Origin of the sequence: Corynebacterium haematomassiliense (genome assembly GCF_013978595.1) — a bacterium.
In the GTDB taxonomy this organism is placed as follows: domain Bacteria; phylum Actinomycetota; class Actinomycetes; order Mycobacteriales; family Mycobacteriaceae; genus Corynebacterium; species Corynebacterium lehmanniae.
Genome location: NZ_JACDTZ010000001.1, coordinates 954,384 through 977,976, shown reverse-complemented (window position 1 = coordinate 977,976; position 23,593 = coordinate 954,384). Strand labels below are relative to the sequence as shown.

At 66.1% G+C, this 23,593-nt stretch carries 20 protein-coding genes; 6 read left to right on the top strand and 14 right to left on the bottom strand.

Annotated elements, in window-relative coordinates; translation table 11 throughout:
* Positions 1-39 precede the first annotated feature (39 nt).
* Complete coding sequence (locus H0193_RS04665; protein WP_181888778.1) at positions 40-516, top strand: RDD family protein; 477 nt, start codon at positions 40-42, stop codon at positions 514-516.
* Here H0193_RS04665 and H0193_RS04660 read toward each other — a convergent pair.
* The 9 genes from H0193_RS04660 to sucB form a co-directional block, all read right to left on the bottom strand.
* On the bottom strand, positions 513-1,802 hold the full coding sequence (locus H0193_RS04660) for a threonine/serine exporter family protein (RefSeq protein WP_181888777.1): 1,290 nt from the start codon (positions 1,800-1,802) through the stop codon (positions 513-515). The genes H0193_RS04665 and H0193_RS04660 overlap by 4 nt on opposite strands.
* Complete coding sequence (locus H0193_RS04655) at positions 1,799-2,590, bottom strand: DUF4191 domain-containing protein (RefSeq protein WP_392398885.1); 792 nt, start codon at positions 2,588-2,590, stop codon at positions 1,799-1,801. Before H0193_RS04655 ends, H0193_RS04660 begins: the two co-directional genes overlap by 4 nt.
* A 42-nt stretch (positions 2,591-2,632) precedes the next feature.
* Positions 2,633-3,676, bottom strand: a complete 1,044-nt coding sequence (gene lipA, locus H0193_RS04650; protein WP_181888775.1) for a lipoyl synthase — start codon at positions 3,674-3,676, stop codon at positions 2,633-2,635.
* A gap of 5 nt (positions 3,677-3,681) precedes the next feature.
* A complete protein-coding gene (gene lipB, locus H0193_RS04645; protein WP_181888774.1) occupies positions 3,682-4,467 on the bottom strand; it encodes a lipoyl(octanoyl) transferase LipB in 786 nt (261 codons plus the stop codon).
* Positions 4,468-4,493: 26 nt separating this feature from the next.
* On the bottom strand, positions 4,494-4,880 hold the full coding sequence (gene gcvH, locus H0193_RS04640) for a glycine cleavage system protein GcvH (protein ID WP_181888773.1): 387 nt from the start codon (positions 4,878-4,880) through the stop codon (positions 4,494-4,496).
* Positions 4,881-4,882: 2 nt separating this feature from the next.
* Positions 4,883-5,956 carry a glycine cleavage system aminomethyltransferase GcvT gene (gcvT, locus tag H0193_RS04635; protein ID WP_181888772.1) on the bottom strand — a complete coding sequence of 358 codons (1,074 nt, stop codon included), beginning with the start codon at positions 5,954-5,956 and terminating at the stop codon, positions 4,883-4,885.
* A gap of 9 nt (positions 5,957-5,965) precedes the next feature.
* Positions 5,966-8,779 carry an aminomethyl-transferring glycine dehydrogenase gene (gcvP, locus tag H0193_RS04630; RefSeq protein WP_181888771.1) on the bottom strand — a complete coding sequence of 938 codons (2,814 nt, stop codon included), beginning with the start codon at positions 8,777-8,779 and terminating at the stop codon, positions 5,966-5,968.
* Between the two features lie 74 nt (positions 8,780-8,853).
* Positions 8,854-10,554: a dihydroxyacetone kinase family protein gene (locus H0193_RS04625; protein WP_181888770.1), complete on the bottom strand. Its 1,701-nt coding sequence runs from the start codon at positions 10,552-10,554 to the stop codon at positions 8,854-8,856.
* Between the two features lie 71 nt (positions 10,555-10,625).
* Entirely contained in the window at positions 10,626-12,734 is a 2,109-nt protein-coding gene (gene sucB / locus H0193_RS04620) for a 2-oxoglutarate dehydrogenase, E2 component, dihydrolipoamide succinyltransferase (RefSeq protein ID WP_181888769.1), read from the bottom strand.
* Between the two features lie 122 nt (positions 12,735-12,856).
* On the opposite strand from sucB, the gene H0193_RS04615 reads away from it, so the two are divergent.
* From H0193_RS04615 to H0193_RS04605, 3 genes are all read left to right on the top strand, one after another.
* Positions 12,857-13,252, top strand: coding sequence for an oxidoreductase (locus H0193_RS04615; protein WP_181889615.1), 396 nt, complete (start codon positions 12,857-12,859; stop codon positions 13,250-13,252).
* Positions 13,253-13,363: 111 nt separating this feature from the next.
* Positions 13,364-14,275: a hypothetical protein gene (locus H0193_RS04610; protein ID WP_181888768.1), complete on the top strand. Its 912-nt coding sequence runs from the start codon at positions 13,364-13,366 to the stop codon at positions 14,273-14,275.
* The gene (locus tag H0193_RS04605; RefSeq protein WP_181889614.1) at positions 14,254-15,267 is read left to right on the top strand and encodes a DDE-type integrase/transposase/recombinase; all 1,014 of its coding nucleotides are present in this window, start codon (positions 14,254-14,256) and stop codon (positions 15,265-15,267) included. The genes H0193_RS04610 and H0193_RS04605 overlap by 22 nt, the downstream gene beginning before the upstream one ends.
* A 199-nt stretch (positions 15,268-15,466) precedes the next feature.
* Here the strand turns inward: H0193_RS04605 and H0193_RS04600 are convergent, their stop codons facing one another.
* Complete coding sequence (locus tag H0193_RS04600) at positions 15,467-16,954, bottom strand: leucyl aminopeptidase (RefSeq protein ID WP_181888767.1); 1,488 nt, start codon at positions 16,952-16,954, stop codon at positions 15,467-15,469.
* Between the two features lie 70 nt (positions 16,955-17,024).
* Here H0193_RS04600 and H0193_RS04595 point away from each other — a divergent pair, with 70 nt between their 5' ends.
* Complete coding sequence (locus tag H0193_RS04595) at positions 17,025-18,131, top strand: branched-chain amino acid aminotransferase (RefSeq protein ID WP_181888766.1); 1,107 nt, start codon at positions 17,025-17,027, stop codon at positions 18,129-18,131.
* On the opposite strand, the gene H0193_RS04590 is transcribed toward H0193_RS04595, so the two are convergent.
* Together H0193_RS04590 and H0193_RS04585 are read right to left on the bottom strand one after the other, a co-directional pair.
* Entirely contained in the window at positions 18,128-19,114 is a 987-nt protein-coding gene (locus tag H0193_RS04590; protein ID WP_181888765.1) for a nicotinate-nucleotide--dimethylbenzimidazole phosphoribosyltransferase, read from the bottom strand. The two genes, H0193_RS04595 and H0193_RS04590, sit on opposite strands and share 4 nt — an antisense overlap.
* Before the next feature lie 3 nt (positions 19,115-19,117).
* A complete protein-coding gene (locus tag H0193_RS04585) occupies positions 19,118-19,822 on the bottom strand; it encodes a DUF3043 domain-containing protein (RefSeq protein WP_181888764.1) in 705 nt (234 codons plus the stop codon).
* Between the two features lie 140 nt (positions 19,823-19,962).
* On the opposite strand from H0193_RS04585, the gene H0193_RS04580 reads away from it, so the two are divergent.
* Positions 19,963-20,307 (top strand): HesB/IscA family protein, encoded by a 345-nt coding sequence (locus H0193_RS04580; RefSeq protein WP_034998489.1) that lies wholly within the window; start codon positions 19,963-19,965, stop codon positions 20,305-20,307.
* 64 nt (positions 20,308-20,371) lie between these two features.
* Here H0193_RS04580 and H0193_RS04575 read toward each other — a convergent pair whose 3' ends face one another.
* Positions 20,372-21,358, bottom strand: coding sequence for a S41 family peptidase (locus H0193_RS04575; protein ID WP_181888763.1), 987 nt, complete (start codon positions 21,356-21,358; stop codon positions 20,372-20,374).
* A 61-nt stretch (positions 21,359-21,419) separates the two neighbouring features.
* Positions 21,420-23,342: an asparagine synthase (glutamine-hydrolyzing) gene (gene asnB / locus H0193_RS04570; protein ID WP_181888762.1), complete on the bottom strand. Its 1,923-nt coding sequence runs from the start codon at positions 23,340-23,342 to the stop codon at positions 21,420-21,422.
* Between the last annotated feature and the right edge of the window lie 251 nt (positions 23,343-23,593).

Here is a 23,593-nt window from a genome sequence, read left to right as displayed (position 1 = left end):
TTTCAAGTCTACGCGGACCTCCCGCTACGCTTCGGAGGCATGGCTGCTTCTCGACGACAAACCTGGCACGACGGTCCCGAAATCCCCAACCAATTCTCCGGCGAGGATGCCCTGCCGGAGTACCCGGGGCAGTTTTTAGGCATGCCGAAGGAAGGGGCGGGATCCCAGGCGTCGGTGCTGCGCCGCATGGGCGGGGTGCTCATCGACTGGGCGTTGTGCGCGGTGGCGGCGTCGCTGATCACGGCGAACACCTCCGCGTTGGGGGACCGCTACACCGCGACGTACCTGCTGTGGATCGTCCTGGGCATCGTGTGCGGCTGGCTGTTCGCCCGCACCCCGGGCATGGCCGTACTGGGCATGGGTGTGGCCCGCGTGGACAAGGAAGCCCCGGTGGGGCTGTGGCGCGCGGCGGTGCGCACGATCCTGACGGGCTTTGTGCTGCCGGCGGCGCTTGTGGACGCCGACGGGCGCGGCATGCACGACCGCGCCACCACCACGACGGTGATCCGCACCTAGTTGTTGATGGGGCGTTCCTCGCCGACGAGTTCGTGGTCGAAGTCGATGTAGCGGAAAAACGCCCAGGTCGGGTCGGTGAGCATGCGTCCGACGGAGAGCCCGCCGGCGATGAACAGCACCACGAAGGACACTTCGGTGAATTTCGACAGCGCGTTGATGATGTCGCCGACCGCGAAGTTGTGCACCGCGGCGTAGATGACGGGGCCGGGGATCATCACCACGGCGGCCGGGATGGTCACGGTGGTGCGCGGCACCTTCGCCACCTGGCCCAGCAGCCCGCCGACGATGCCGATGATCAGCGCGGCGACGAACGCGGCGAGGTAGGAGCGCACCCCGTCCGCAAGCAATGCGAGGCGCGCGGCGTTGGCCACCATCCCGAGCGCGGCGGCGATGAGCGCCATGCGTCTCGACGAATTGAACAGCAACGCAAAGCAGCCCACGCTGACAAAGCTGGCCAGCGCGCCGGAAACCAAAAACTCCGCCGACTTCGGCACGGGCGCCGTCTGTGCCTGGGGAGTGCCGGAGAGCATCGCCACCACGGAGACGGTCAGCATAATCACCACGATGATCTCGAGGGCGAAGAACAGCCTCGGGATGCCGGCGGTGAAGTCGAAGCGCGCCAGGTCCACAAACGAGGTGAACAACGGGAAGCCGGGGATCAAAAACAGCACCGCGGCGATGAAACCGGGGGAGACCACGCTGGCAAACGGCAGCACCCGGTCGAGCAGCAGGAACGCCGACGAGGCGACGAACGACGCCGCCATCGTGATCCCGATCAGGTTGAAGTGCGCCTTGTGCAAAAATGCGCGCACGAGCTGGCCCAGCATCGCCGCCAGGCACACCAGCGCGGCGGTGGCGAGCCCGAATTGGTTCAGCACTGCGAATCCGGCGCAGGCGAGTCCGGCGGCGAGCGTCGATAGGCGAAAGCCCCAGCGTGGAGAGGGGATGCGTTCGATCTCATCCAGCACCGCGTTGATGACCTCGGGGGTGCGGTAGCTCTGCAAAAGCGAGTGCGCCGCGGTCTCCAGCGCCTCGATGCGCGAGGCGTTGACACCCGGCAGCGGCACGTCGGACACCGCGGTGCGGAACTGCTCGCCCCGGTGGAACGTGCAGCTGATGGTGTTGAAGCCGACGATGACGTCGGCGTCGTCGAAGCCCACCGAGCGCGCGCAGCGCTTCACGGCGCGGATCACGCGATAGCCGGACGCGCCGGCGGACAACAGCAAGACGCCGAAGCGAAGGCAGGTGTTCGCTTCGGCGTCCATGCCGGGGTTGTGCTCGATCACTTGCCGCCCTTGCGCTCCTGCATGCGGCGCATCTTGCGGTTCATGCCCGCCATGTTCTGCGCCTGCTTCGGCAGCGGGCCGCCCGGCAGGCCGGCCGCCTGGGCGCCGCGGCCGCGCGAATCCATCGCGTCGAGCTTGGCGGCGAGGTTGTACACCTCGTCCTTCTGGTAGTTCTTCGGCAGCTTGAGCAGGTGCTTCTGCAGGTCGCGGTTGCGCACCTGGCCTTCGCCCTCGCCGGCGTACACCTCGTAGATGGGCACGCCCGCCAGCAGGCGGTCCACGCGCTTGTGCTCCTTGGCCATCAGGGACTTCAGGCGGTTCGGGCTGCCCTCACCGACCAGCACGACGCCCGGGTTGCCCACCACGCGGTGCACGGTGTCCATGTGGGTGTTGGCCTGCACGCCGGTCTTGGTCTGCCACACGATGCCCATCGTGTTGCGCATGTTCTCCAGCGTCCAGCCGGCGGCGCCGGGGGTGTCGCCGACTTCGTCGTACATGGACTTTTCCAGGCGGCGGGAGAAGATGAACATCGCCAGCACAGCGCCCAGGACCAGGCCCATGATCAGCCAGAACCACTTCGCACCGATGAGCAGGCCGAGGAGGAAGAACAGCAACCCGCCGCCCAGCACGCAGGCGAGCATGATGGGGATCAGCGCCTTGTCGCGCTTGCGCTGGATGTCGAACGCCTGCTTCAGCTGGGAGCGGGTTGCTTTGCCCTTGGCGCGCTTCGCGGCGCGCTGTTCTTTCTTGGCGGCTTTCGCCGCTTCCTTGTCCTGCGTCTTAGCCATGGCCATAACTGTATGCCACAGCTAAGACGCGGGCCAAAGACCCTAGCGGGTCTCCACTGGGTGGTCGGCGGATGCGCCGTACTTCTTCAGCAGGGTGGAGGCTTCCTGGGCGGTATCGCCTTGCGACGTCTCCGCCAAGTGCTTCAGGTTCTCCGGCAGCTCGAGGCCGCGGTGGGCCATCGCCTCGACGTACAGCTTGCCGGCGCGGTAAGAGGAGCGCACCAGCGGGCCGGACATGACGGCGCCGAAGCCCATTTCGTAGGCGGCGTCGCGGTACTCGATGAACTCTTCCGGCTTCACCCAGCGGTCGATCGGGTGGTAGGTCGGGCCGGGGCGCAGGTACTGGGTAATGGTGATGATGTCGCAGCCTGCGTCCACCAGGTCGTGGAGCGCCTCGAGGACTTCCTCGCGGGTTTCGCCCATGCCCAGGATGAGGTTGGACTTGGTGATCAGCCCGAAGTCGCGGGCCTGGCGGATCACGTCGAGGGAGCGTTCGTAGCGGAACGCCGGGCGGATGCGCTTGAAGATGCGCGGAACGGTCTCTACGTTGTGCGCGAAGACCTCGGGGCGGGCCTCGAAGACTTCCTGGAGCAGGTCCGGCTTGCCGGAGAAGTCCGGGGTGAGGTTTTCCACGCCGGTGTGCGGGTTGAGCTCGTGGATCTTGCGCACGACCTCGGCGTAGAGCCAGGCGCCCTCGTCGTCGAGGTCGTCGCGGGTGACACCGGTAATGGTGGAGTAGTTCAGGTTGAGGCTTTTGACCTCTTCTGCGACGCGGCGCGGCTCGTCGCGGTCCAGGGGATCCGGGCGGCCGGAGGCGATGTCGCAGAAGTCGCAGCGGCGGGAGCAGCGGGATCCGCCGATGAGGAAGGTCGCTTCACGCGACTCCCAGCACTCGTGGATGTTCGGGCAGCCCGCCTCTTGGCACACGGTGTGCAGGCCCGCGCCCTTGACCTTTTGCTTCATGTCCTCGTACTCGGGACCGGTCTTGACGGAGTTGCGGATCCACCGCGGCTTCTTCTCAATCGGTGTTTCGGAGTTGCGCGCCTCAACGCGCAAAAGCTTGCGGCCTTCTGGTGCTACAGTCACGCTTCTCACCGTACCTTCCGTGTCAAACCCTTCGAGGGGTCCGGTCGTGTGGCGAATGTGTGGTCCGCCACGACCAGCTCGCCGGACAGCGCGCGCTCGAGTTCGCGCACCATCGGCGCGGCCATATCGGCTGGGGTGATGTCGCGGCCGAGTTCGAGCGACAGGGTGGTCACGTCGGCGTCGTCGATGCCGCAGGCGACGATGTGTTCGTAGTGCTCGAGGGTGTTGCTGCAGTTCAGGGCGAGGCCGTGCATGGTCACGCCGCGGGTGATGCGGATGCCCAGGGCGGCGATTTTGCGTTCGCGTGTCGACGCCTCCGGGTCCACCGCCTTCGTCTCCTCCGGCACCCAGACCCCTGAGCGGCCGTCGACACGGCCCGCCGTGGTCACCCCGGCGTCCCGCACGACCTGGATGAGCGCCTCTTCGAGACGGCGCACGTAGTCGACCACGTCCACCGGTTCGGCGAGTTTGATGATGGGGTAGACCACCAGCTGGCCCTCGCCGTGCCAGGTGATGCGCCCGCCGCGGTCCACCGGCACCACAGGCACGGGGTAGGCGGGGTCGGGCATGTCCTCCGGCTGCGTGCGCTTGCCGGCGGTGAAGGTGGAGGGGTGCTCGAGCACTAGCACTGTGTCCGGCAGTTCGCCTTTGGCCCGTCGAGAAGCAATGTCTGCCTGGAGGTCCCAGGCTTCCTGATAGTCCACGAGCCCCAGCTCGCGCACGTCAATGGGCGCGGCTGAGGCTCGGATGGATTTGTCGGCGGGGAAAAACGGGTCGCGTGGGGCAGTCATACCCTTAGACCCTAGTCCCCGCCGGTTTAGACGCCGTTGGAGGAGGCGTACTCGTCGGCGGTCATCAGCGGGCCGACCTCCTCGACCTCCACCTCGAAGAGCCAGCCTTCGCCGTACGGGTCGTTGTTGATGGCCTCGTAGGCGCCGTCGATGTCCTCGTTGACCGCGGTGACCGTGCCGGTGACCGGGGAGTACAGGTCGGAGACGGACTTGGTGGACTCGATCTCGCCGCAGGTCTCGCCGGCGGTGACGGTGTCGCCCACCTGCGGAAGCTCAGCGAAGACGACCTCGCCGAGGCGGTCAGCGGCGACGTGGGTGATGCCCACGCGCACAGTCTTGCCTGCTGCCTCGTCCGGGGTGGCGTTGATCCACTCGTGGTCCTCGGAGTAGTAGAAGTCCGGCTTCAGCTCCATGGTTATGCGTCCTTTCGGGAGTAAAACGGGGTCGGTGCAATAGTAAACGGGTAACGGCGTCCGCGGATGTCGATTTCCACTTCCGTGCCCTCTTCCGCGTGCTGCGGGTCCAGGTGCGCGAGCGCGACCGGGTAGCCTAGCGTCGGCGACGGCTGGCCGGAGGTGACCACGCCGATCTTCTCGTCCGAGCTTGCGAGGAAGACCTCGGCGCCCTCGCGGGCGGCGCGGCGCTGCTCGGAGGTCAAACCCGCGATGACCACGCTCGGCTCGCGGCCGAGCAAAGCGTCCTTGCCCACGAAGTCCGCTTCCTTCTTGGCAAACGCGCGGCCCATACCGGCCTCCACCGGGGTGATCTCGGCGGTCAGTTCGTGGCCGTAGAGCGGCATCGAAGCTTCCAGGCGCAGCGAGTCGCGCGCCGCCAGGCCGCAGGGGGTGCCGGAGCCGATGACGGCGTCCCACACCTTCTGCGCGTCATCGCTTGCGCAGAACAGCTCGAAGCCGTCCTCGCCGGTGTAGCCGGTGCGGGCGACGAAGGTTTCCACGCCGTCGAGGGTCATCCACGCGCCGGAGTAGTAGGACAGGGCGGAGGCGTCGTCGCTAAGCAAAGGCTCCAGCACCTCGAGCGCACGCGGGCCCTGGACCGCAACCAGCGCGAACGATTCCGAATTGTTGGTCAGCTGTACGTCGAAGTCGCCCTTGCGGGCCTCAAACGCGGCCCACACGGCGGCGGTGTTCGCGGCGTTGGGCACGACCATGAAGTGGTTCTCGCTGAAGCGGTAGGTGATCAGGTCGTCCAGGATGCCGCCGTCCTCGGCGACGATCATGGAGTACTTCGCCTTGCCGTCTTTCAGCGCGGAGAAGTCGGAGATGAGGGTGTAGTCCAAAAACGCGGCGGCGTCGGGGCCCTGGACGGTGATCTCGCCCATGTGGGACAGGTCGAAGATGCCCACGTCGTTGCGGACGGCGCGGTGCTCCTCCAGCTCCGAGCCGTACTTCAACGGCATCTCCCAGCCGCTGAAGTCGGTGAAACTGGCGCCGAGCTTCTCGTGGGTGGCATGCAGCGGGGTCTGTGGCATTGGTTCTCCTTAGGATTCGGTTTCGATGTCGAAGGCTTCCGGCGGCGGGCAGGCGCACTGGAGGTTGCGGTCGCCGAAGGCTTCGTCGATGCGACGCACCGGCGGGAAGTACTTCGCGTGCACCAGCGAGGCAACCGGGTAGGCAGCCTTCTCGCGGGTGAACTCGTACGGCCATTCCGAGCGGATCACGCTGGCGGCGGTGAACGGCGCGTTGTGCACGACGGACTGCTCGTATTCGACTTCGCCGTCGATGATCTCCTGGATCTCGGCGCGGATGGAGCGCATCGCCTCGATGAAGCGGTCCAGCTCGGCCAGGTCCTCGGACTCGGTCGGCTCCACCATCAGCGTGCCCGCGACCGGGAAGGCGAGGGTGGGGGCGTGGAAGCCGTAGTCGATCAGGCGCTTGGCCACATCGGCTGCGGTGACCCCGGAGGCGTCGGTAAGTTCGCGCAGGTCCAGAATGCACTCGTGGCCGACCAGGCCGTCGTTGCCGGTGTAGAGCACCGGGTAGGAGTCGTTCAGCGCGCGTGCGATGTAGTTCGCGCCCAGCACGGCGTGTTCGGTGGCGCTGCGCAGGCCGGCGGCACCGGACATGGCGATGTACGACCAGGAAATCGGCAGCACGCCCGCCGAGCCGTACAGGGTGGAGGTCACCGGCACGCCGCCCTCGCCGTCCGCGGCGGTCGGGTCGCCCGGCAGGAACGGGATGAGGTGCTCGCCCACGCCGATCGGGCCCACGCCCGGGCCGCCGCCGCCGTGCGGGATGGTGAACGTCTTGTGCAGGTTCAGGTGCGAGACGTCGCCGCCGAAGTCGCCCGGGCGCGCGATGCCAGTCAGGGCGTTCATGTTCGCGCCGTCGATGTAGACCTGCCCGCCGGCCGCGTGCACCTTGTCGCAGACCACGCGCACGTCTTCCTCGTACACGCCGTGCGTGGACGGGTAGGTGAGCATGATCGCGGCCACGGCGTCGGCGTGCTTTTCCAGCTTCGCGTCCAGGTCCTCAAGGTCGATCGAGCCGTCGTCGGCGGTCTTCACCACCACGACGCGAAGGTTCGCCAGCGTCGCCGACGCCGCGTTCGTGCCGTGTGCCGAGGCCGGGATGAGGCAGATGTCGCGCTCGGTGTCGCCGTTGGCCACGTGGTACGCGCGGATGGCCAGAAGGCCGGCCAGCTCGCCGGTCGCGCCGGAGTTCGGCTGCACTGACACCTCGGCGTAACCGGTGATTGCCACGAGCCAGGCGCGGATTTCGTCGATAAGCTCGCGCCACCCCGCGGTGTACTCGTCGGGGGTGTAGGGGTGCACGTTGGCGAAGCCCGGCCAGGTGATCGCCTCCAGGCCAGCGGTGGGGTTGAGCTTCATGGTGCACGAGCCCAGCGGGATCATCGTGCGGTCCAGCGCGAGGTCCTTGTCGCCGAGCGCGCGGATGTAGCGCATCATCTGCGTCTCGGAGTGGATGCGGTTGAACGTCTCGTGGGTGAGGAACTCGGTGGTGCGCTCCAGCGCCGCCGGGATGCGCGCGGCGCCCTCAGCGGTCTTCGCCCCGAAGCCCGCCAGCAGCGCCTCGACGTCGGCGTCGGTGGTGTCCTCGCCGAAGGAGACACCGACGGTGGTCTCGTCGATTGCGCGGACCAGGTAGCCTGCATCCGCAAGCTTTGCGACGACCTCCGCTGCCCCCGCAACCTCAACCGCCACCGTGTCGAAGAATTCGGCGTGCTTGACTTTCACGCCGGCAGCCTCGAGCGACGCGGCGAAGTCTGTGGCGCGCTTATGCACCGCACGCGCGATGTCCTTCAAGCCTTCAGGGCCGTGGTAGACGGCGTACATCGACGCCGTGACGGCCAAAAGCGCCTGCGCGGTGCAGATGTTGGAGGTGGCGCGCTCGCGGCGGATGTGCTGCTCGCGCGTCTGCAGCGCCAGGCGGTAGGCGGGGTAGCCCTCGGCGTCCTTGGACACGCCCACCAGGCGGCCCGGCATCTGGCGCTGCAGCTTCTCGCGCACCGCCATGTAGGCCGCGTGCGGGCCGCCGTAGAACAGCGGCACGCCGAAGCGCTGCGTGGTGCCGATGGCGATGTCCGCGCCGAACTCGCCGGGGGACTCAAGCAGCGTCAGAGCCAGGATATCGGCATCGACGGCGACCAGGCCGCCGCGCTCGTGGATCGCCTCGATCACCGGGCGCGGGTCCACGATGTCGCCCTCGGTGCCCGGGTAGGCGAACACGGCGCCGACGAGGTCCTCGCCGACCACGCCCTCGGCCAGGTTGGCCACCTCGACCTCTAGGTCGATCGCGCGGGCGCGCTCGGAGGCGACTGTGATCACCTGCGGGTGCAGGCGCGAATCCAGGAGCACCCGGCGGCCCTTCTTCACCACACGCGACATCAGGCCGACGGCTTCGGCGGCGGCGGATGCTTCGTCGAGAAGCGAAGCGTTCGCGATGTCCAGGCCGGTGAGATCTTGCACCATGGTCTGGAAGTTCAGCAGCGCCTCAAGGCGGCCCTGCGAAATCTCGGCCTGGTACGGCGTGTAGGCCGTGTACCAGCCGGCGTCCTCCACCACACCTCGGCGGATCACGGGCGGGGTCAGGGTGGAGGAGAAGCCCTGGCCGTAGAACGCGCGCAGCACGGTGTTCTTGTCTGCGAGCTCGCGCAGGCGGGCCTGGGCTTCGTACTCCGTCAACGCCTCCGGCAGGTCGAGCGGCTTGTCCGCCAGGATGCCGGAGGGCACCGCGGCGTTGATCAGCGCATCGATGGAATCGTAACCCAGAGCATCCAGCATTTTCTGCTGTTCTGCCTGGTCTGGGCCGATATGGCGGGAGATGTAATCCAACTGGGGCTCCTTGAAAATCGGGTCGTGATAACCACGCGACAGCTTAGCTGTTTCTCAGCCCCAGAAAGCCCGATTTAGAACTCATCTACACCCGCGTTTCCGAACAGCCACGTCACCGCGATCGCGCCCGGATCCGGCACGTCTTTCGCGCTCTCGCCGAGGTAGGACGCCCGGCCCTTTTTCGCCTGCATGCCGCGGGTCGCCTTCGCGCCCTCGACCGCCGGGGCGAAGACGTGCGCGAGCACCTCGTCGACGCTGCCGGTGGCGTCCTTGGCGGCGCGGGCGGCCGGTGCGAGGGCGTCGACGAGCGTGTTGTCGCCCTCCTTCGCGCCGCCGAGCTCGGTAATGGCGTCGACGCCGCGCTTAAGCCCCTCCGCCAGCGCCCCGGCAAACGCGGCGCCGTCCGCGTCGCGTGAATCCACGCCGGCGTCCTCGAACGCGTCCGCCATCTGTCGGAAGAGCGTGCCCAGCACCGCGCCGGAGGTGCCGCCGGCGCGCACCAGCATGCGGTGAGCGAAGAAATTCAGCACCTCTGCATCCGCGCCCCGCACAGGCCTATCGACGTCACCAAAGGCCGCCTCCATATTCTGACCGAAGTCGCCGTCGCCGGCCTCCCGGTCCAGGGCCGTCAGGTCGTCGTAGCTGGCGGCGAGGCGCTCCACAAAGCCGGTCAGCCAGGTGTTTTCCTCGCCGGAATCCGGCTGGGTTTCGTCGTCGACCATGCGCGCGTCGGCGTACTCCGGATCGGCGACGGTGCCGGGCCAAGCGGGCGCGGCGGTGTCGGCGTCGATGAGCTGGATCAGCTCGTCGTCGACGACGGTGACCGTGAGTGAAATGCCCGCCATGTTCAGCGAGGTCACTAGCGTGCCGCGCATCCCGCGGCGCACCTTCAGCCCCCGTTGCGTCAGCTGCTTGACCGCCTCGCCGAAGACCAGGTCCTGCTCCAGCTGGCTCGTACCACCCAGGCCGTTGACGAAGAGCATGACGTCCTCGCCCTTGACGCCCGCGTCGCGCAGCGAGGACAGGATGCTATCCAGGAGCTCTTCCACCAGCGCGGCGGCGGTCAGCTGCGCGCCAGCAATGTCGCGGCGCTCCACGCCCGGCTCGCCGTGGATGCCCACGCCGATCTCGATCTGGCCTTCGCCCAAGTCGAACGTCGCGCGGTCCGAGGTCGGGGAGTGGCCCGGCTGCAGCGCCACCGCCATGCTTCGCGACTGATCCGCCGCGCGCTGGGCAACCTCAGCCACCGCCTGCAGGTCGTCGCCCCGCGCCGCCGCAGCGCCGGCGATCTTCTCCACGATCACCGTGGCACCCGTGCCGCGGCGGCCCGGCGAGTCGTCGTTGTCGATCTCGGTGGCAACGTCGTCGTCCACAAGCACCTGCGCCACCTCAGCGTCGGCGTGGTTCGCGGCGACGGTGAAGTTCATCACGTCGCCGGTGTAGTTCTTCACCACGTGCACCACGCCCGCGCCGCGGTTGGCCCACTCCGTGGCCGCGCCGATCTGCACCGCGTTGGGGGAGGTGAATAGCAGGCCCGGGCAGGCCGCATCCAGCATGCCGGCGCCGATGAAACCGGCGTGCATCGGTTCGTGGCCCGATCCGCCGCCGGAGATGACGGCTACTCGGGGTTCGCCTTTGGTGGCGTCGTCAAGTAAAAGCCCCACGAAGCCCTCGTCATGCCACTCGGCGCATGGGTGCGCGGCGACGAGGCCGCCGAGGGCCTCGCGCATGAAGTGGTCGGTGGAGTTACGAAATGATTTGAACGTGTCAGCCATACCGCCACTTTATGCCAAAAACGACGAAACCCGGCACCGAAAGACGGTGCCGGGTTCAGCGCATTCCGGGGCTAGATGTCGAGATCAGCCTCGAAATCGCCCTGCTCGATGCGGTCCTTGATCGTGGTGACGAAACGGCCCGCGTCCGCACCGTCGATCAGCTGGTGATCGTAGGTGAACGGCAGGTAGCACATCTGGCGGATCGCGATGGAGTCGATGCCGTCCTCGGTCACGATGACCGGGCGCTTCTCAATCGCGGCGGTGCCCAGGATGCCGGCCTGCGGCGGGGTCAGCACCGGGGTATCCAGCAGCGCGCCCTCGGAACCGATGTTGGTCACGGTGAAGGTCGCACCGGACAGATCGTCCGGACGCAGCTTCTTGTCGCGCGCGCGGGACGCAAGGTCCGTGATCGCCTTCGCGATGTCGGCCAGGTTCATGTCCTGCACCTGCTTGATCACCGGTACCAGCAGGCCCATCGGGGTGTCCACAGCGATGCCGATGTTGACGTCGGAGTGGTAGGTGATCTCCTTCGCGTCAGCGTCGTAGGAGGCGTTGACGTTCGGGTGGGACACCAGCGCCTCTGCCGTGGCCTTGATGAAGAAGGCCAGGTAGGTGATGTTTGCGCCATGCTTCTCGACGAATGCCGGCTTGACCTTCTTACGCAGCTCCGCAACGCGAGTCACGTCGACCTCCTGCACGTGGGTCAGCTGCGCGGTGGTCTGCAGGGACTCCACCATCTTCGCGGCGGTGATCTCGCGGATGCGGTTCACGCGCTGGGTGGTGCCGATGAGCTCCGCCTTCGCCGGGTCCACGGACTTGGTGGACCAGTTTGCGCGCGGGCCCTTCGGGGCGTCCGCCTGTTCCTTCGTCGCAGACGAAGAGGCAGCGGCTGCGGCGCCCTCTGCCTTGCCGCCCTCAGCGGCAGTCAGGACGTCCTGCTTGCGGATGCGGCCGCCGACGCCGGTGCCCTCAACCGTGTTCAGGTCCACGCCGTGCTTGTCGGCGAGCTTGCGCACCAGCGGGGTGACGTACGGGACGTTGTCGCCGTTGTTCACCTTGGCGGAGGAGTTCTTGGAGTCGGTGGATGCAGCCTTCTCGGTCTTCTCGGCCTTCGGCTCTTCCTGCTTCGGCTCCGGCTTCTTCTCTTCCTTCGGTTCCGGCTTTTCTTCGGCCGGCGCCTCGGCCTCTTCAGCCTCGTCGGCGTCGTCTTCCTCGACGGCGGCGTCAGCGTCGCCGATGATCACGATGACATCGCCGACCTCTACGGTGTCGTCTTCCTCGGCCAGGATCTCCAGGATGGTGCCCTCGACCGGGGACGGGATCTCGGTGTCGACCTTGTCGGTGGAGACCTCGAGCAGCGGCTCGTCGACCTCGACCATGTCGCCGACGGACTTCAGCCAGGTGGTGATGGTGCCCTCGGTGACGGACTCGCCGAGCTCCGGCATCTCAACCTTGGTGCCTGCACCGCCGGAAGACTTCTTCTTCGGCTCGGCCTTCTTCTCTTCCTTGGGCTCTTCCTTCTCCTCGGCCGGCTCCTCTGCCTCTGCCTCGTCCTCGTTGGAGTCGTCGGAAGCTGCTGCAGCATCAGCGTCGCCGACGCGGGCGATGACATCGCCGACCTCGACGGTGTCGTCCTCTTCAGCCAGGATCTCGATCAGGGTGCCGGCAACCGGGGACGGGATCTCGGTGTCGACCTTGTCGGTGGAGACCTCGAGCAGCGGCTCGTCGACCTCAACCTCGTCGCCGACTTCCTTCAGCCAGGTGGTGATGGTGCCCTCGGTGACGGACTCGCCCAGCTCCGGCATCTCAACGTCGGTGGCGTCGCCGGAGGCCTTCTTGGCCGGCTTGTCGTCCTTCTTCGGCGCCTCAGCCTTCTCCTCGGCCGGCTCCTCAGCCTCGGCCTGCTCTTCCTTCTTTTCGGAGGAGGAGTCTGCTTCCTCGCCCTCGTCGCCAATGATGGCGATCACGTCGCCGATCTCAACGGTGTCGTCCTCGTCTGCCTTGATCTCCAGGATTACGCCTGCGACCGGGGACGGGATTTCGGTGTCGACCTTGTCGGTGGAGACCTCGAGCAGCGGCTCGTCCACCTCGACCGTGTCGCCGACTTCCTTCAGCCACGTGGTGATCGTGCCTTCGGTGACCGATTCGCCCAGCTCGGGCATCTCAACTGAGTGCGCCATTTCTTAAGTCTCCTCATTGAAACGTTGGAAGCTATACAGGCACAAAGCGTACCTGTAATAAGCCCCGCACGTTGCCCAAGGGGTGACCTTTCCTGTCCGAGGTGCACCGTATGATGTGGGACGTGTTCAACCTGTTCGGCAAAGGCAAGAAGTCCACGACGTTTAAACCTCCCCGCGCGCCGGGGGAGACGATTCGTCCGGACGATGCGCAGTACCTGCGCGACTGGGTCGTCGGCAGGTCCTATGTCGAGGGCTTTGTCGAGCCGGAAACGATGGTCAACGAGATGTCCGTCGTCCTCGTCGACGAGAAGGGCAACTACACCCGCCGCCGCATCGGCGGGCCCAAAGGTATCGACCAGGTGGCCGGCATGCTGGGCATCATGCTCTACGACGTCGAGGAGACCGGCTACCCCGACCGCATGCGCCGGAAAATCGAGCAGGAGCGCATCCTGCGCAAGCGCGAGGAACAAAAGCAGCGCCGCGCCCGGTTCGAACGCGGCGAAAACCCCTACGGCTAGTTTGTATAAATCGACAACGCCCCGGCATTTCCCCAGGTGGGGGGATGAGGAACCGGGGCGTCCCTCTCTGTCAGGCTGGTTGTGAACAACGATCCGTAGGAGGTTTTGTTCATGACTTTGCTCGATGTTCCAGTGTTGATCCCGGAGCCGGACGTGCTGTCCGAGGCAGCTTCGGTCGGTGGTCAACAGGTTCGAAGCGGTCGCCTGCCCAGGCGGAGGCTTCGCGCTGATGATGTGTTGTCCCTTGCGGTGACGGTGCTGTCTCCTGGCGAGGTCCTCGACGAGGATGACCTGGTTATGCCGCAGGCTGGCGCGGTTGTGTTTACAGCGTGCCAGCCGTATTCGCGGGGGTTGGATTTTACTGCCGCTCAGAAGCGACAGATGGTCACGATCTATCGCCAGTTGCCGTATGGGGCGAAAGGTATCTGGCTTGATCGCCATGGGCTGTATGGAGCCAAGATCTTTCGGTGGGGCCAACAGCTTGGGCTTTTGACCTGCGCGCAGCAAAAGGCAGCGTCGGTCGGCGACGAGGAACTGCCAGCGGTGCTCGACGCCGCGGCGGTGACGTCGCTGGTGCAGCGCTACCTTTCGCTTCCTTACGGTGAAAAGGAGGCGTTTATCGCCAGGCATGATCTGTGCCACCGGACAGTGCTGCGGTGGGCCACCATGGTCGCAGACGGGTCGATCGCGCATTACACGCATAAACGAAAGGCAGGAACAGTGGGAAAACGCACCTCAGATGACCTCACGCAGTCACGTCGCCAGGTTGAGGCGATGATTCGGGAAAACGAACGGTTGAAAAAAGAACTCGCCAAAGCCAACCGCAAACGCACCCGGCAAGAACAAGAACTGGATAAATGGGTCAAAACCAGTGATGTGTTGGGAAAAGCTTTAGCGTCCATGCCCGATCTTCCTGGCGTGGACTACGACGCGGAGGAAAACGCCTATCCGAAGACGAAACGCGACGCTATGAAGCTGGTCGACAAGAAGAACAACGACTCATCGACGCCCTTGTCGGATTAGGCCACTCCACTTCCCGGGCGTGTGTGTTGCTGGGAGTCAGCCGCAGCCGGATCTACTACGAATCCAACCCGCGGCCGAAAACCGCCAACCCGATTGCCCACCACGAACGCAACATCGCCCGGCTCACACAGGAACACGTCGATAAGATCCTCGCCCAGCTGGACGCCAACCCGCAATCGAGCGTGGACGATGTGTTCTACAACGCCTATAACCACGGCGTTTACGTCGCCAGTTTGAGCAGCTTCTACCGCATCGCCCGCAAGCACAACAGACTGTTGAAGCACCGTAACTGCACTCGCACCAAACGCAGGTCGAAACGCGGCAACAACCAGCCACCACATGTCGTCGCTACTGCACCAGCACAAGTGCTGTGCTGGGACATCACATTCCTGCCTGGCCCGTTCGTCAACGAAAACTACGCCTGCCACACCATCATCGACCTGTACTCACGCGCCGTGATCGGCACGTTGGTCACCCACCGCGAAGACGCACGCGGTGTATCCAAACTCTTCGACGACATCTTGACGCGCTACCCCACAGTGCAAACCGTGCACTCCGACAACGGGGCAGCTATGCGAAGCAACGCCTTAAAGCGAGTGTTCGCCAAACACGACGTTGACGCATCGTTTAGCCGGCCGGCAACAAGCAACGACAACCCCCAGATGGAGTCACTGTTCCACACCATGAAGGGATTTGCGTACTACCCGAAAGCCTTCGCCGACATCGACGCCGCCACCCAATGGGTAGCCCGCTTTACCAGGCACTACAACAACCGGCCCCACAGCGGCATCAACGGCTACACCCCGCAAAGCGTGCTCGACGGTACCTGGAAGCAATACGAAACCAACCGCATCAACGCAGCACGTGCCGCACTCGAAGCCGGACTCATCACCGCAATGCCCAAAACACCGACCGGACTACCCAAAGAGGTCACCATCATCCGCACAACCACCAAAACCCGCCCACAATCACCCACACTTACCGTCGCCTGAACCAGAAACTGTTCACAACCACTTGACACAAAGCGCGTTTTGTCGATTCGTACAAAAGACGCCGCTTGCGGGCTCCGCATTGCGGACAACCTCGTAAAAGTTGACATTCTGCCGAAATCGGCCCGTGGCGACCTGCGGAAATGTCGGGCGGTTGTCAGATCTTGCGAACGCCGGGGGCGTTGTTGATCCGTACAAAATGCTATTGCTTATCGACGAGGCGCGACAACGTCTCCACAATCGTCCGCACAGGCGCGCCAGTGGCACGCTTCGGGGTGTAGCCGTAGGGGGTGCCGCCGTTCCAGGCGGGCCCGGCGACGTCGACGTGCGCCCACTCGACGTCCTCCGGCACGAAGCGGGACAGATACAGGCCCGCAAACAGCATGCCGCCGGTGCGCGCGTTGTGGGTGTTGCGGATGTCGGCGATGGGGGACTTCAGCTCGTCCTCCTGCTCTTCCAGAAGCGGCATGGCCCAGGCCTGCTCGCCCACGCCGCGGCCGGTCTCGGCGATGAGGTCGCGCAACTTATCGGAGCCCATCACGCCTGCGGTGCGGTTGCCCAGCGCCACTAACTGCGCGCCGGTGAGCGTGGCCGTTTCGATGAGGTAGGCGGGGGCGTCCTCGCAGGCGCGGGCGATGGCGTCGGCAAGTACGAGGCGTCCCTCGGCGTCGGTGTTGATGACCTCGCTGGTGATGCCGCCATAATGGGTGATTACATCGCCCGGGCGGGTGGCGGTGCCGGACGGCATGTTCTCCGCCAAGGGCAGCCAGGCGTCGACGCGCACCGGCAGCTCAAGGCGCGCCGCCGCGGCGATGACGGCGAGCTGGGCTGCGGAGCCGCCCATGTCCGAGATCATGTCCTCCATGCCGGAGCCGGGCTTCAGCGAAATGCCGCCGGTGTCGAAGGTGATGCCCTTGCCCACCAGCGCGACCTTCTTCGATGCCCCGGAGGGCGCCCAGGTCAGGTGCACCAGGCGCGGCGGGCGCGACGAGCCGCGGCCCACGGCGAGGATGCCGCCGAAGCCCTGGCTCTCCAGCGCAGACTCGTCGAGCACCTCGATGTCCAGGCCAGCCGTGGAGGCGACCTCGCCCATCACGGACGCGTAGGACTCGGGGTAGAGGTAGTTCGCCGGGGTGTTGACCAGGTCGCGCGCCAGGTTCACGGACTCGGCGACAATCACGGCGGCGTTGTACTCGGCCTCGTCGGCGCCGACGACGGTGACCTCGGTGGTCTGCGGCGTTTCGGCGTCGGTGTTCTCGTCGTCTAGCACCTCTGCCTGGGACTTCAGGCCGGTGTAGGTGTAGCCGCCCAAAAGCAGGCCCTCCACCACGGGGGCGACGCCGAACTCGGCGGAGATGGCGGCGCGCTCCACGTCGTTCAACGCGCGCGCGGCCGCGCCGACGCCGCGGCGGACGGCTTCGTCATCGATCTCGGCGGCGTCGCCGAGGCCGAATGCGGTGACCAGGGAGCCGTCGATAAGCAGACGCGTCACCTCGCCCTCGGTGCCCTTGGCACCGACCGCAACCAGCGCCTCCAGCAAACCCTTCGGGGCGAGTGCGGTGACCGGGACCTCGATGCCGTCCTCGCCGTTCGCGACGGGGACGAGCAGCGCCGCACCTTCCGGGGCAGTGGTGCCGAGCGTTGTGCGCACCGTGGTGCCGCGGGCGGGGAGGCTGATGTCGAAGGCCATGGATGTCCTTTCGTTGTGCGGGCAATTACACCCTGTGAGCGTACTGAATGAGGGGAGTACCCTGGTCCGTATGGCTGAGATCGAATTCACAATTACCCCCACCGCAAACCCCACCCCCGACGCGGAGCGCGCGAAGATCCTCGAAGACCCGGCGTTTGGCCAGCAGTTCACGGACCACATGGTCTCCATCGATTGGACCGAGGACGAAGGCTGGCACAACGCGCAGGTGCGCGCCAACGAGCCGATCTCGCTGGATCCGGCGTCCAACGTGTTCCACTACGGCCAGGCCATCTTCGAGGGACTGAAGGCCTACCGCCACACCGACGGCAGCATCACCGCGTTCCGCCCGGAGCAGAACGCGAAGCGCCTGAACAACTCCGCCAAGCGCATGGCCATGCCGGAGCTGCCGGAGGAGGTCTTCCTGGAGGCGGTGCGCCAGATCGTGGACATTGACTCCGACTGGGTGCCGGAAGCCGGCGGCGAGGCGTCGCTGTACCTGCGCCCGTTCATGATCGGCACGGAGAAGACGCTGGGCGTGAAGCCGTCCTCGAGCTACAGCTTCTACATCATCGCCTCGCCGGCCGGCGCGTATTTCTCTGGCGGCATCAAGCCGGTGAGCGTCTGGATCTCCGAGGACTATGTCCGCGCGGCCCCCGGCGGCACGGGTGATGCGAAGTTCGCCGGCAACTACGCCGCGTCCCTTTTGGCGCAGCAGCAGGCGGCGGAGAAGGGCTGCGACCAGGTGGTCTGGCTCGACGCGATCGAGCGCAAGTACATCGAGGAGATGGGCGGCATGAACCTCATGTTCGTCGAGGGCTCGGGCGCGGAAGCGAAGATCATCACGCCTGCGCTGTCGGGTTCGCTGCTGCCGGGCATCACCCGCAAGTCCCTGCTCCAAGTGGCCGAGGACCTGGGGTACTCCACTGAGGAGCGCAAGATCACGGTGGAAGAGTGGCGCTCCGGGGTCGAAAACGGCACGATCACCGAGACCATGGCGTGCGGCACCGCGGCCGTGATCACCCCGGTCGGCATCGTGAAGTCCAACGAGGGCGAGTTCACTGTGAACAACAACGAGGCCGGCGAGGTCACCATGGCCATGCGCGAGCGCCTGCGCGGCATCCAGACCGGCGACGCGGAGGACACCCACGGCTGGAACACCGTGCTCATTGAGAGCTAGTTGCTTGTCGACGCACCTTCGGCCAGCACCTCACCCGCCAACTCTGCGGCGAGGTTGAGCTGGCCGAGCGCGGCCAGGGCCCCTGCGCCCTGGCCCGTTTTCATTTCCAGCGCCAGCACCGGCGTCAGGCCCAGTGCCTCGAGGCAGCCGGCATGGGCCGGTTCGGTGGTGGATTGGCCGGCGATGAGCCAGTCCTTCGTGCCGGGGGCGAGCCGCTCGGCAACGTAGGCGGCGAGGGTGGGGTAGGCCTCGCCGATGAGCACCGGGGTGCGGCGCGCGGCGGACTGGGCGATCAGCCCGACCAGGAACGCGAAGTCCGGGCCGGTCAGTTCGGCGCAGACGCGCTCGGTGTCCTCGCGGAAGCCGCGGACGCGGAACATCGCGTCGCGCACCGCGGCGACCTTGATCTTCCACACCTTGTCGTTGATGCCGGAGCCGCGGCCGATGGCCTTGACGGGCTCGGTGCGGGTGAATACGCCGTAGACTGCCGCGGCGACGGTGGTGTTGCCCACCCCGATGTCGCCGGGGATGATCAGGTCCGCGCCCGAATCGATCTCGTTGTCCGCCACCTCGGCGCCGGCGGCGAGGGCAGCGTCGAACACCTCGGGGGAGGTGGCGGGCTCCACGTCGATGGCGCCGGTGGGGGTGTCCAGGTAGTCGCCGATGAAGCGCACCGTCGCACCTGCCAGTCGCGCCGCGGCGTGGGCCGGGCCGCCGCCGGCGCGCAGCTGCTCGGCCTGCACGTCGCCGGCGTCTTCCGTCCACGCGGACACGCCGCGCGCGGCAACGCCGTGCTTGCCCGCCACGATCACAACCCGCGGACGGGCAAACGGGGCGGGGACATCCGTGCCCTGCACCGAGGCGATCCTGGACGCCAGAGAACCCAGCCTGCCCAGCGCCAGCCCCGCAGCAGAGCCAGCCAAGGCGTCGGCGACGGCGTGGCCGTGGGACTGCTTCGGGGCGTCAACCGGTGGAAACTGCATGGCCTAAACCTTCTCGCCCACGGCCACGCGCGGCTTCGGGGTGCGCCAGTTGCGCGGCTGGGTGGCGCGGGAGAAGGCGTACATGCCCAGGCCGAAGCCGGTGTCGGCCTCCGGGAACTTCTCGCGCACGGCGCGGTTGGCCCGGATGCCGATGATGAACCCCTCGATGAAGATGGTCAGCATGAACAGCAGGCTCAGCAGCGACAGCACGGCGGACACGCGCGGTAGCCAGGTGCCGATCAGCATGATCAGCAAGAGCACCAGCGCGGCTGGCATGACGTAGTTGTTGAAGAAGCGCTTGGAATCCACCCAGTCGCGCACGAACCCGCGCACCTCGCCGCGGTCGCGCTCGGTGAGGTAGCGCTCGTCGCCGGCGTCCATGCGGGCCTGGATCTCGCGGTTGCGGGCGCGGTTTTCCTCCCGCACCTGCTTCTTGTGCGCCTTCCACTCCTCCTTGGACATGGTCTTCTTCAGCTCTTTTTCGCGCTGACGGATCTGCGCCGGGGTGGCGGCGTTCGGGTCGCGCACCACGCCGCGCTTGATCTCTTGGTCGATGCGCTTCGGCGTCGGGCGGCCCTTCGGCGGGGTGTAGCCCTTAGGGAGCTTTTCCCCCGTCTGCTCGGCCTGCTCAGCCTCAGGCAGCTCGACCTTCGTCGAGCCCTGCGCCGCGTCTGCGCTCTGCTCGGTTTTCTGCCAGGGAAGTTTCACGCTCATTAGGCTACAAGGCCCGCGTGCGGGAGTGGAATAACCCGGCACGCCTACCGGTTGCACTGTGCATGGCCAGTGGCGCGTAGCATGGGCGCCACTCCACATCGAAAGACTTGAGTCGAGGCACGAAGGAGACTGCAATGACTGCCCCCACCTCTACCACCGGCGTGAACCTCACCGAGGCCGCCGCTGCGAAGGCGAAGGCCCTGCTTGATCAGGAGGGCCGCAACGACCTGTCCCTGCGTATCGCTGTCCAGCCGGGCGGCTGCGCCGGCCTGCGCTACCAGCTCTACTTCGACGACCGTGACCTGGACGGCGACAAGGCCGACGAGGTCGGCGGCGTGCGCCTGGTCGTGGACAAGATGAGCGTGCCGTACCTCATGGGCGCCACCATCGATTTCGCGGACACCATCGAGCAGCAGGGCTTCACCATCGATAACCCGAACGCGGGTTCCGCCTGCGCCTGCGGCGACAGCTTCAACTAAGCACTTCGTGCTTATCGACGACTAAAGCTCCGCACCGTCACACAGTGCGGAGCTTTTTCGCGTCTTATGCGCAGCTGTGCTCGGCCGCGAGCCACGCGAGGGCTGCGTCTTCGCCGCCGGGCTCATCGGGCTGGATCGGGTCTTCGGAGAAAACTTCGCCGGTGCGTGCCTTATCTTTCGCAATGGTCAGCATCAGTGCGCTGCCATCGGGGAAGTCGTAGACCATGTTGGCTGAGGCGTAGCCGGCTGTCGGGGTGCCGAAACTCTTGGCGTGGTCCAAGCCTCGGAACGCCAGCATGGTCGCTTCGGCGGAGGAAGCGGTATCGCCGTCGACAAGCACTGCGACCGGCGCGTCCCACTTGCCGCCGGAGGTAGTCGTCGGACTACCGCCGCCGCGCACCCCGTTGCCCTCGATCGTTACGGGGCTGGAGTATGCGTTGGAGACAAACTCCAGCGCCGTGCCGTCCGGTAGCAGGGGAGAGACCCCGGCGAGCATCGGCCCCATGTCGCCTCCGTCGTTTCCGCGGAGGTCCACCACCGCGCCGCAGGCACCGCCGTCGCGAGCGGCAGTCAACCCCTTGGTAAGCGTGTCGGCGTAGTGCTGGCCGTCGTCGTGACGGCTCACACCAGGCACCGTCGCCCAGGCCACGCCGTCCCTGACATTCACAGACGGGGAGCGGGTGTCCGCTTCACTTGCGTTGTCCTGCTCGGCACCAGGCTCGATGAGCTTGGAGTGCTTGCCGCCGGCAGCCTTCACGGCATCATTGAGGGCGGAGCGGACGTCGTCACGCGAAGATGCCCCCTGAACCGCATCTTCGGCTGCGGCGCGCGCGGCCCGGAACTCCGCGGAGTCGCCGTAGATGCCCTCCTCCGACAGATCCAACACTGTCTTTGCGTAGCGGCTTGGCGTGTCTGTGCCCCAGAATCGCGCGGTTCCCGAAACCTTCGCGGTCATGGTGGGGCCGTAGACGAACGCGACGGCGACGGCGACAAGCATGAGCGCGGCGAGGACGCCGCCTACTGCGATGAGGACTTTCCGTGCAGTTGACATGCAAACCATTGAACCAGGCAGCCGTCATGCCGGCAGCCAGATTCGCCGGAAAATGGCTGCGCTAGAGCTGGACCGGGTAGTCCTTGTGCTCGATCTGCGGGTCGATGCGGTGCTCGACAAAGATGCCGTGCCAGACCATGAACGCCAGCACCGTCCACAGGCGGCGGGAGTGGTCGGAAACACCGTCGCGGTGCTCCTTGAGCATCTCCAGGATTTGGTCCTTGGCAAAGATGTCGTCGGTCTGGGACTCGCGGATGGTGTCCTGCGCCCAGCCGTAGAGCTCGTCGCCCGCGAGCCAGTGGCGCATCGGCACCGGGAAGCCCAGCTTCTTGCGGTGCAAAACGTGCGGCGGCACGATCTGCTCCATCGCCTTGCGCAGCGCGTACTTGGTGGTGCCGTTGGCGATCTTCTGGTCGAACGGGATGGTCTGGGCGACCTCGAAGACCTCTTTGTCCAAGAAGGGAACGCGCAGCTCGAGGGAGTTGGCCATGTTCATCTTGTCGGCCTTGACCAGGATGTCGCCGCGCATCCAGGTGAACAGGTCCAGGTTCTGCATGCGGGCCACCGGGTCCATCTCGGTGGACGCGGCGTAGATCGGGGCGGTGACCTCGCGGTGGTCCCACTCGCGCTTCGCCCACGGCAGCACACGCTGGAGCTGGTCGAAGTTGAAGGAGCGGGCGTTGCCGTAGTAGCGGTCCTCGATCGGGGTGGTGCCGCGCTCGAGCAGGCTCTTGCCCTTCATGCCCTCCGGTAGCACGCGGCTGAGCCGGTTCAGCCCCTTGTTCAGCGCGCCCGGCAGCTTCTCAAACGGCGCGAGCGACAGCGGCTCCTTGTAGATGGTGTAGCCGCCGAACAGCTCGTCCGCGCCCTCGCCGGAGAGCACCACCTTCACGTGCTTGCGGGCCTCCTGCGCGACGAAGAACAGGGGCACGAGCGACGGGTCCGCCACCGGGTCGTCCAGGTACCACATGATCTTCGGGATCGCGTCCGCGTACTCCTCGGGGGAGACAATTTTCACAATGTGCTCCACACCGATCGCCTCGGCGGACTCGGCGGCCACGTCCACCTCGGAGTAGCCCTCGCGCTCGAAGCCGGTGGTGAAGGTGAGCAGGTTCGGGTTGTGGCGCTTCGCCAGGGTGGCAATCGCGGTGGAGTCGATGCCGCCGGAGAGGAAGGAGCCCACGGTGACGTCGGCACGCATGTGCTTTTCCACGGAGTTCTCCAGCGCACGCGCGATACGGTCGTAGAGGTCCTGCTCCTTGCCCTTCGGCACCGGCTGGGACTGAAAGTGCGGCTTGAAGTAGCGGTCCGAGTGCACCTTGCCGCCCGGCTTCAAGGTGACGGTGCAGCCGGACTCGACGCGGCGGATCTCCTTGTGCAGGCTTTCCGGCTCGGGCACGTACTGCAGGTCCACGTAGTGCTCGATCGCACGACGGTCAAGGTCGAGGCCTAGACCGAGCTCCGGCGCCATCTCCAGGATGGACTTCTTCTCGGAGGCGAAGACCGTGCCCTTGTCCGTGGTGGCGTAGAACAGCGGCTTGATGCCGAACTGGTCGCGCGCCGCAAACATCGTCTGCGTCTCGGTGTCCCAGATGACGAAGGCGAACATGCCGCGCAGGTGCTCGACCACGTTCGCGCCCCAGTGGTGGTAGCCCACCACGATCGGCTCGCCGTCGCCGCTGGTGTTGAAGGTGTAGCCGGCGGCCTGGAGCTCCTCGCGCAGCTCGATGTAGTTGTAAATCTCGCCGTTGAACGTCAGCGCGTAACGCTCCGGGTTGTCCGCCGGGCCCCAGCGCAGCGGCTGGTGGGAGTGCTCGATGTCGATGATGGCCAGGCGATTAAACCCGAACACCGCAGAGTCGTCGTTCCAGGTGCCGGCGGCGTCCGGGCCGCGGTGGTACATGCACGGTAGGGCGCGCTCGACAGCATCAACGAACTTGGCTGCGTTTGCGTCCGCGCTAAGCAGGGCAAGAAGGCCACACATACTCAAACCTCTCCGTATATATAAGGTGCGCCGTTGTTACGCGGCGGGGAGTCCCCTCAACAATAGGGTTTTCGGGGACGATTCCGTGAACCGGAACCGCCCAACTTTCGCCGTGCCCCATAAGGGGGCCAACTTATGGATGAACTTCTTCACGGGTTCGTTTGCTTGGCGAAGCGTTATCGTCGCTAAGCACTTGCTTATCGACGTTCCCCCGGTGCCCGCGGCTGCGCCTCCCTCCGAGATTCCGACGG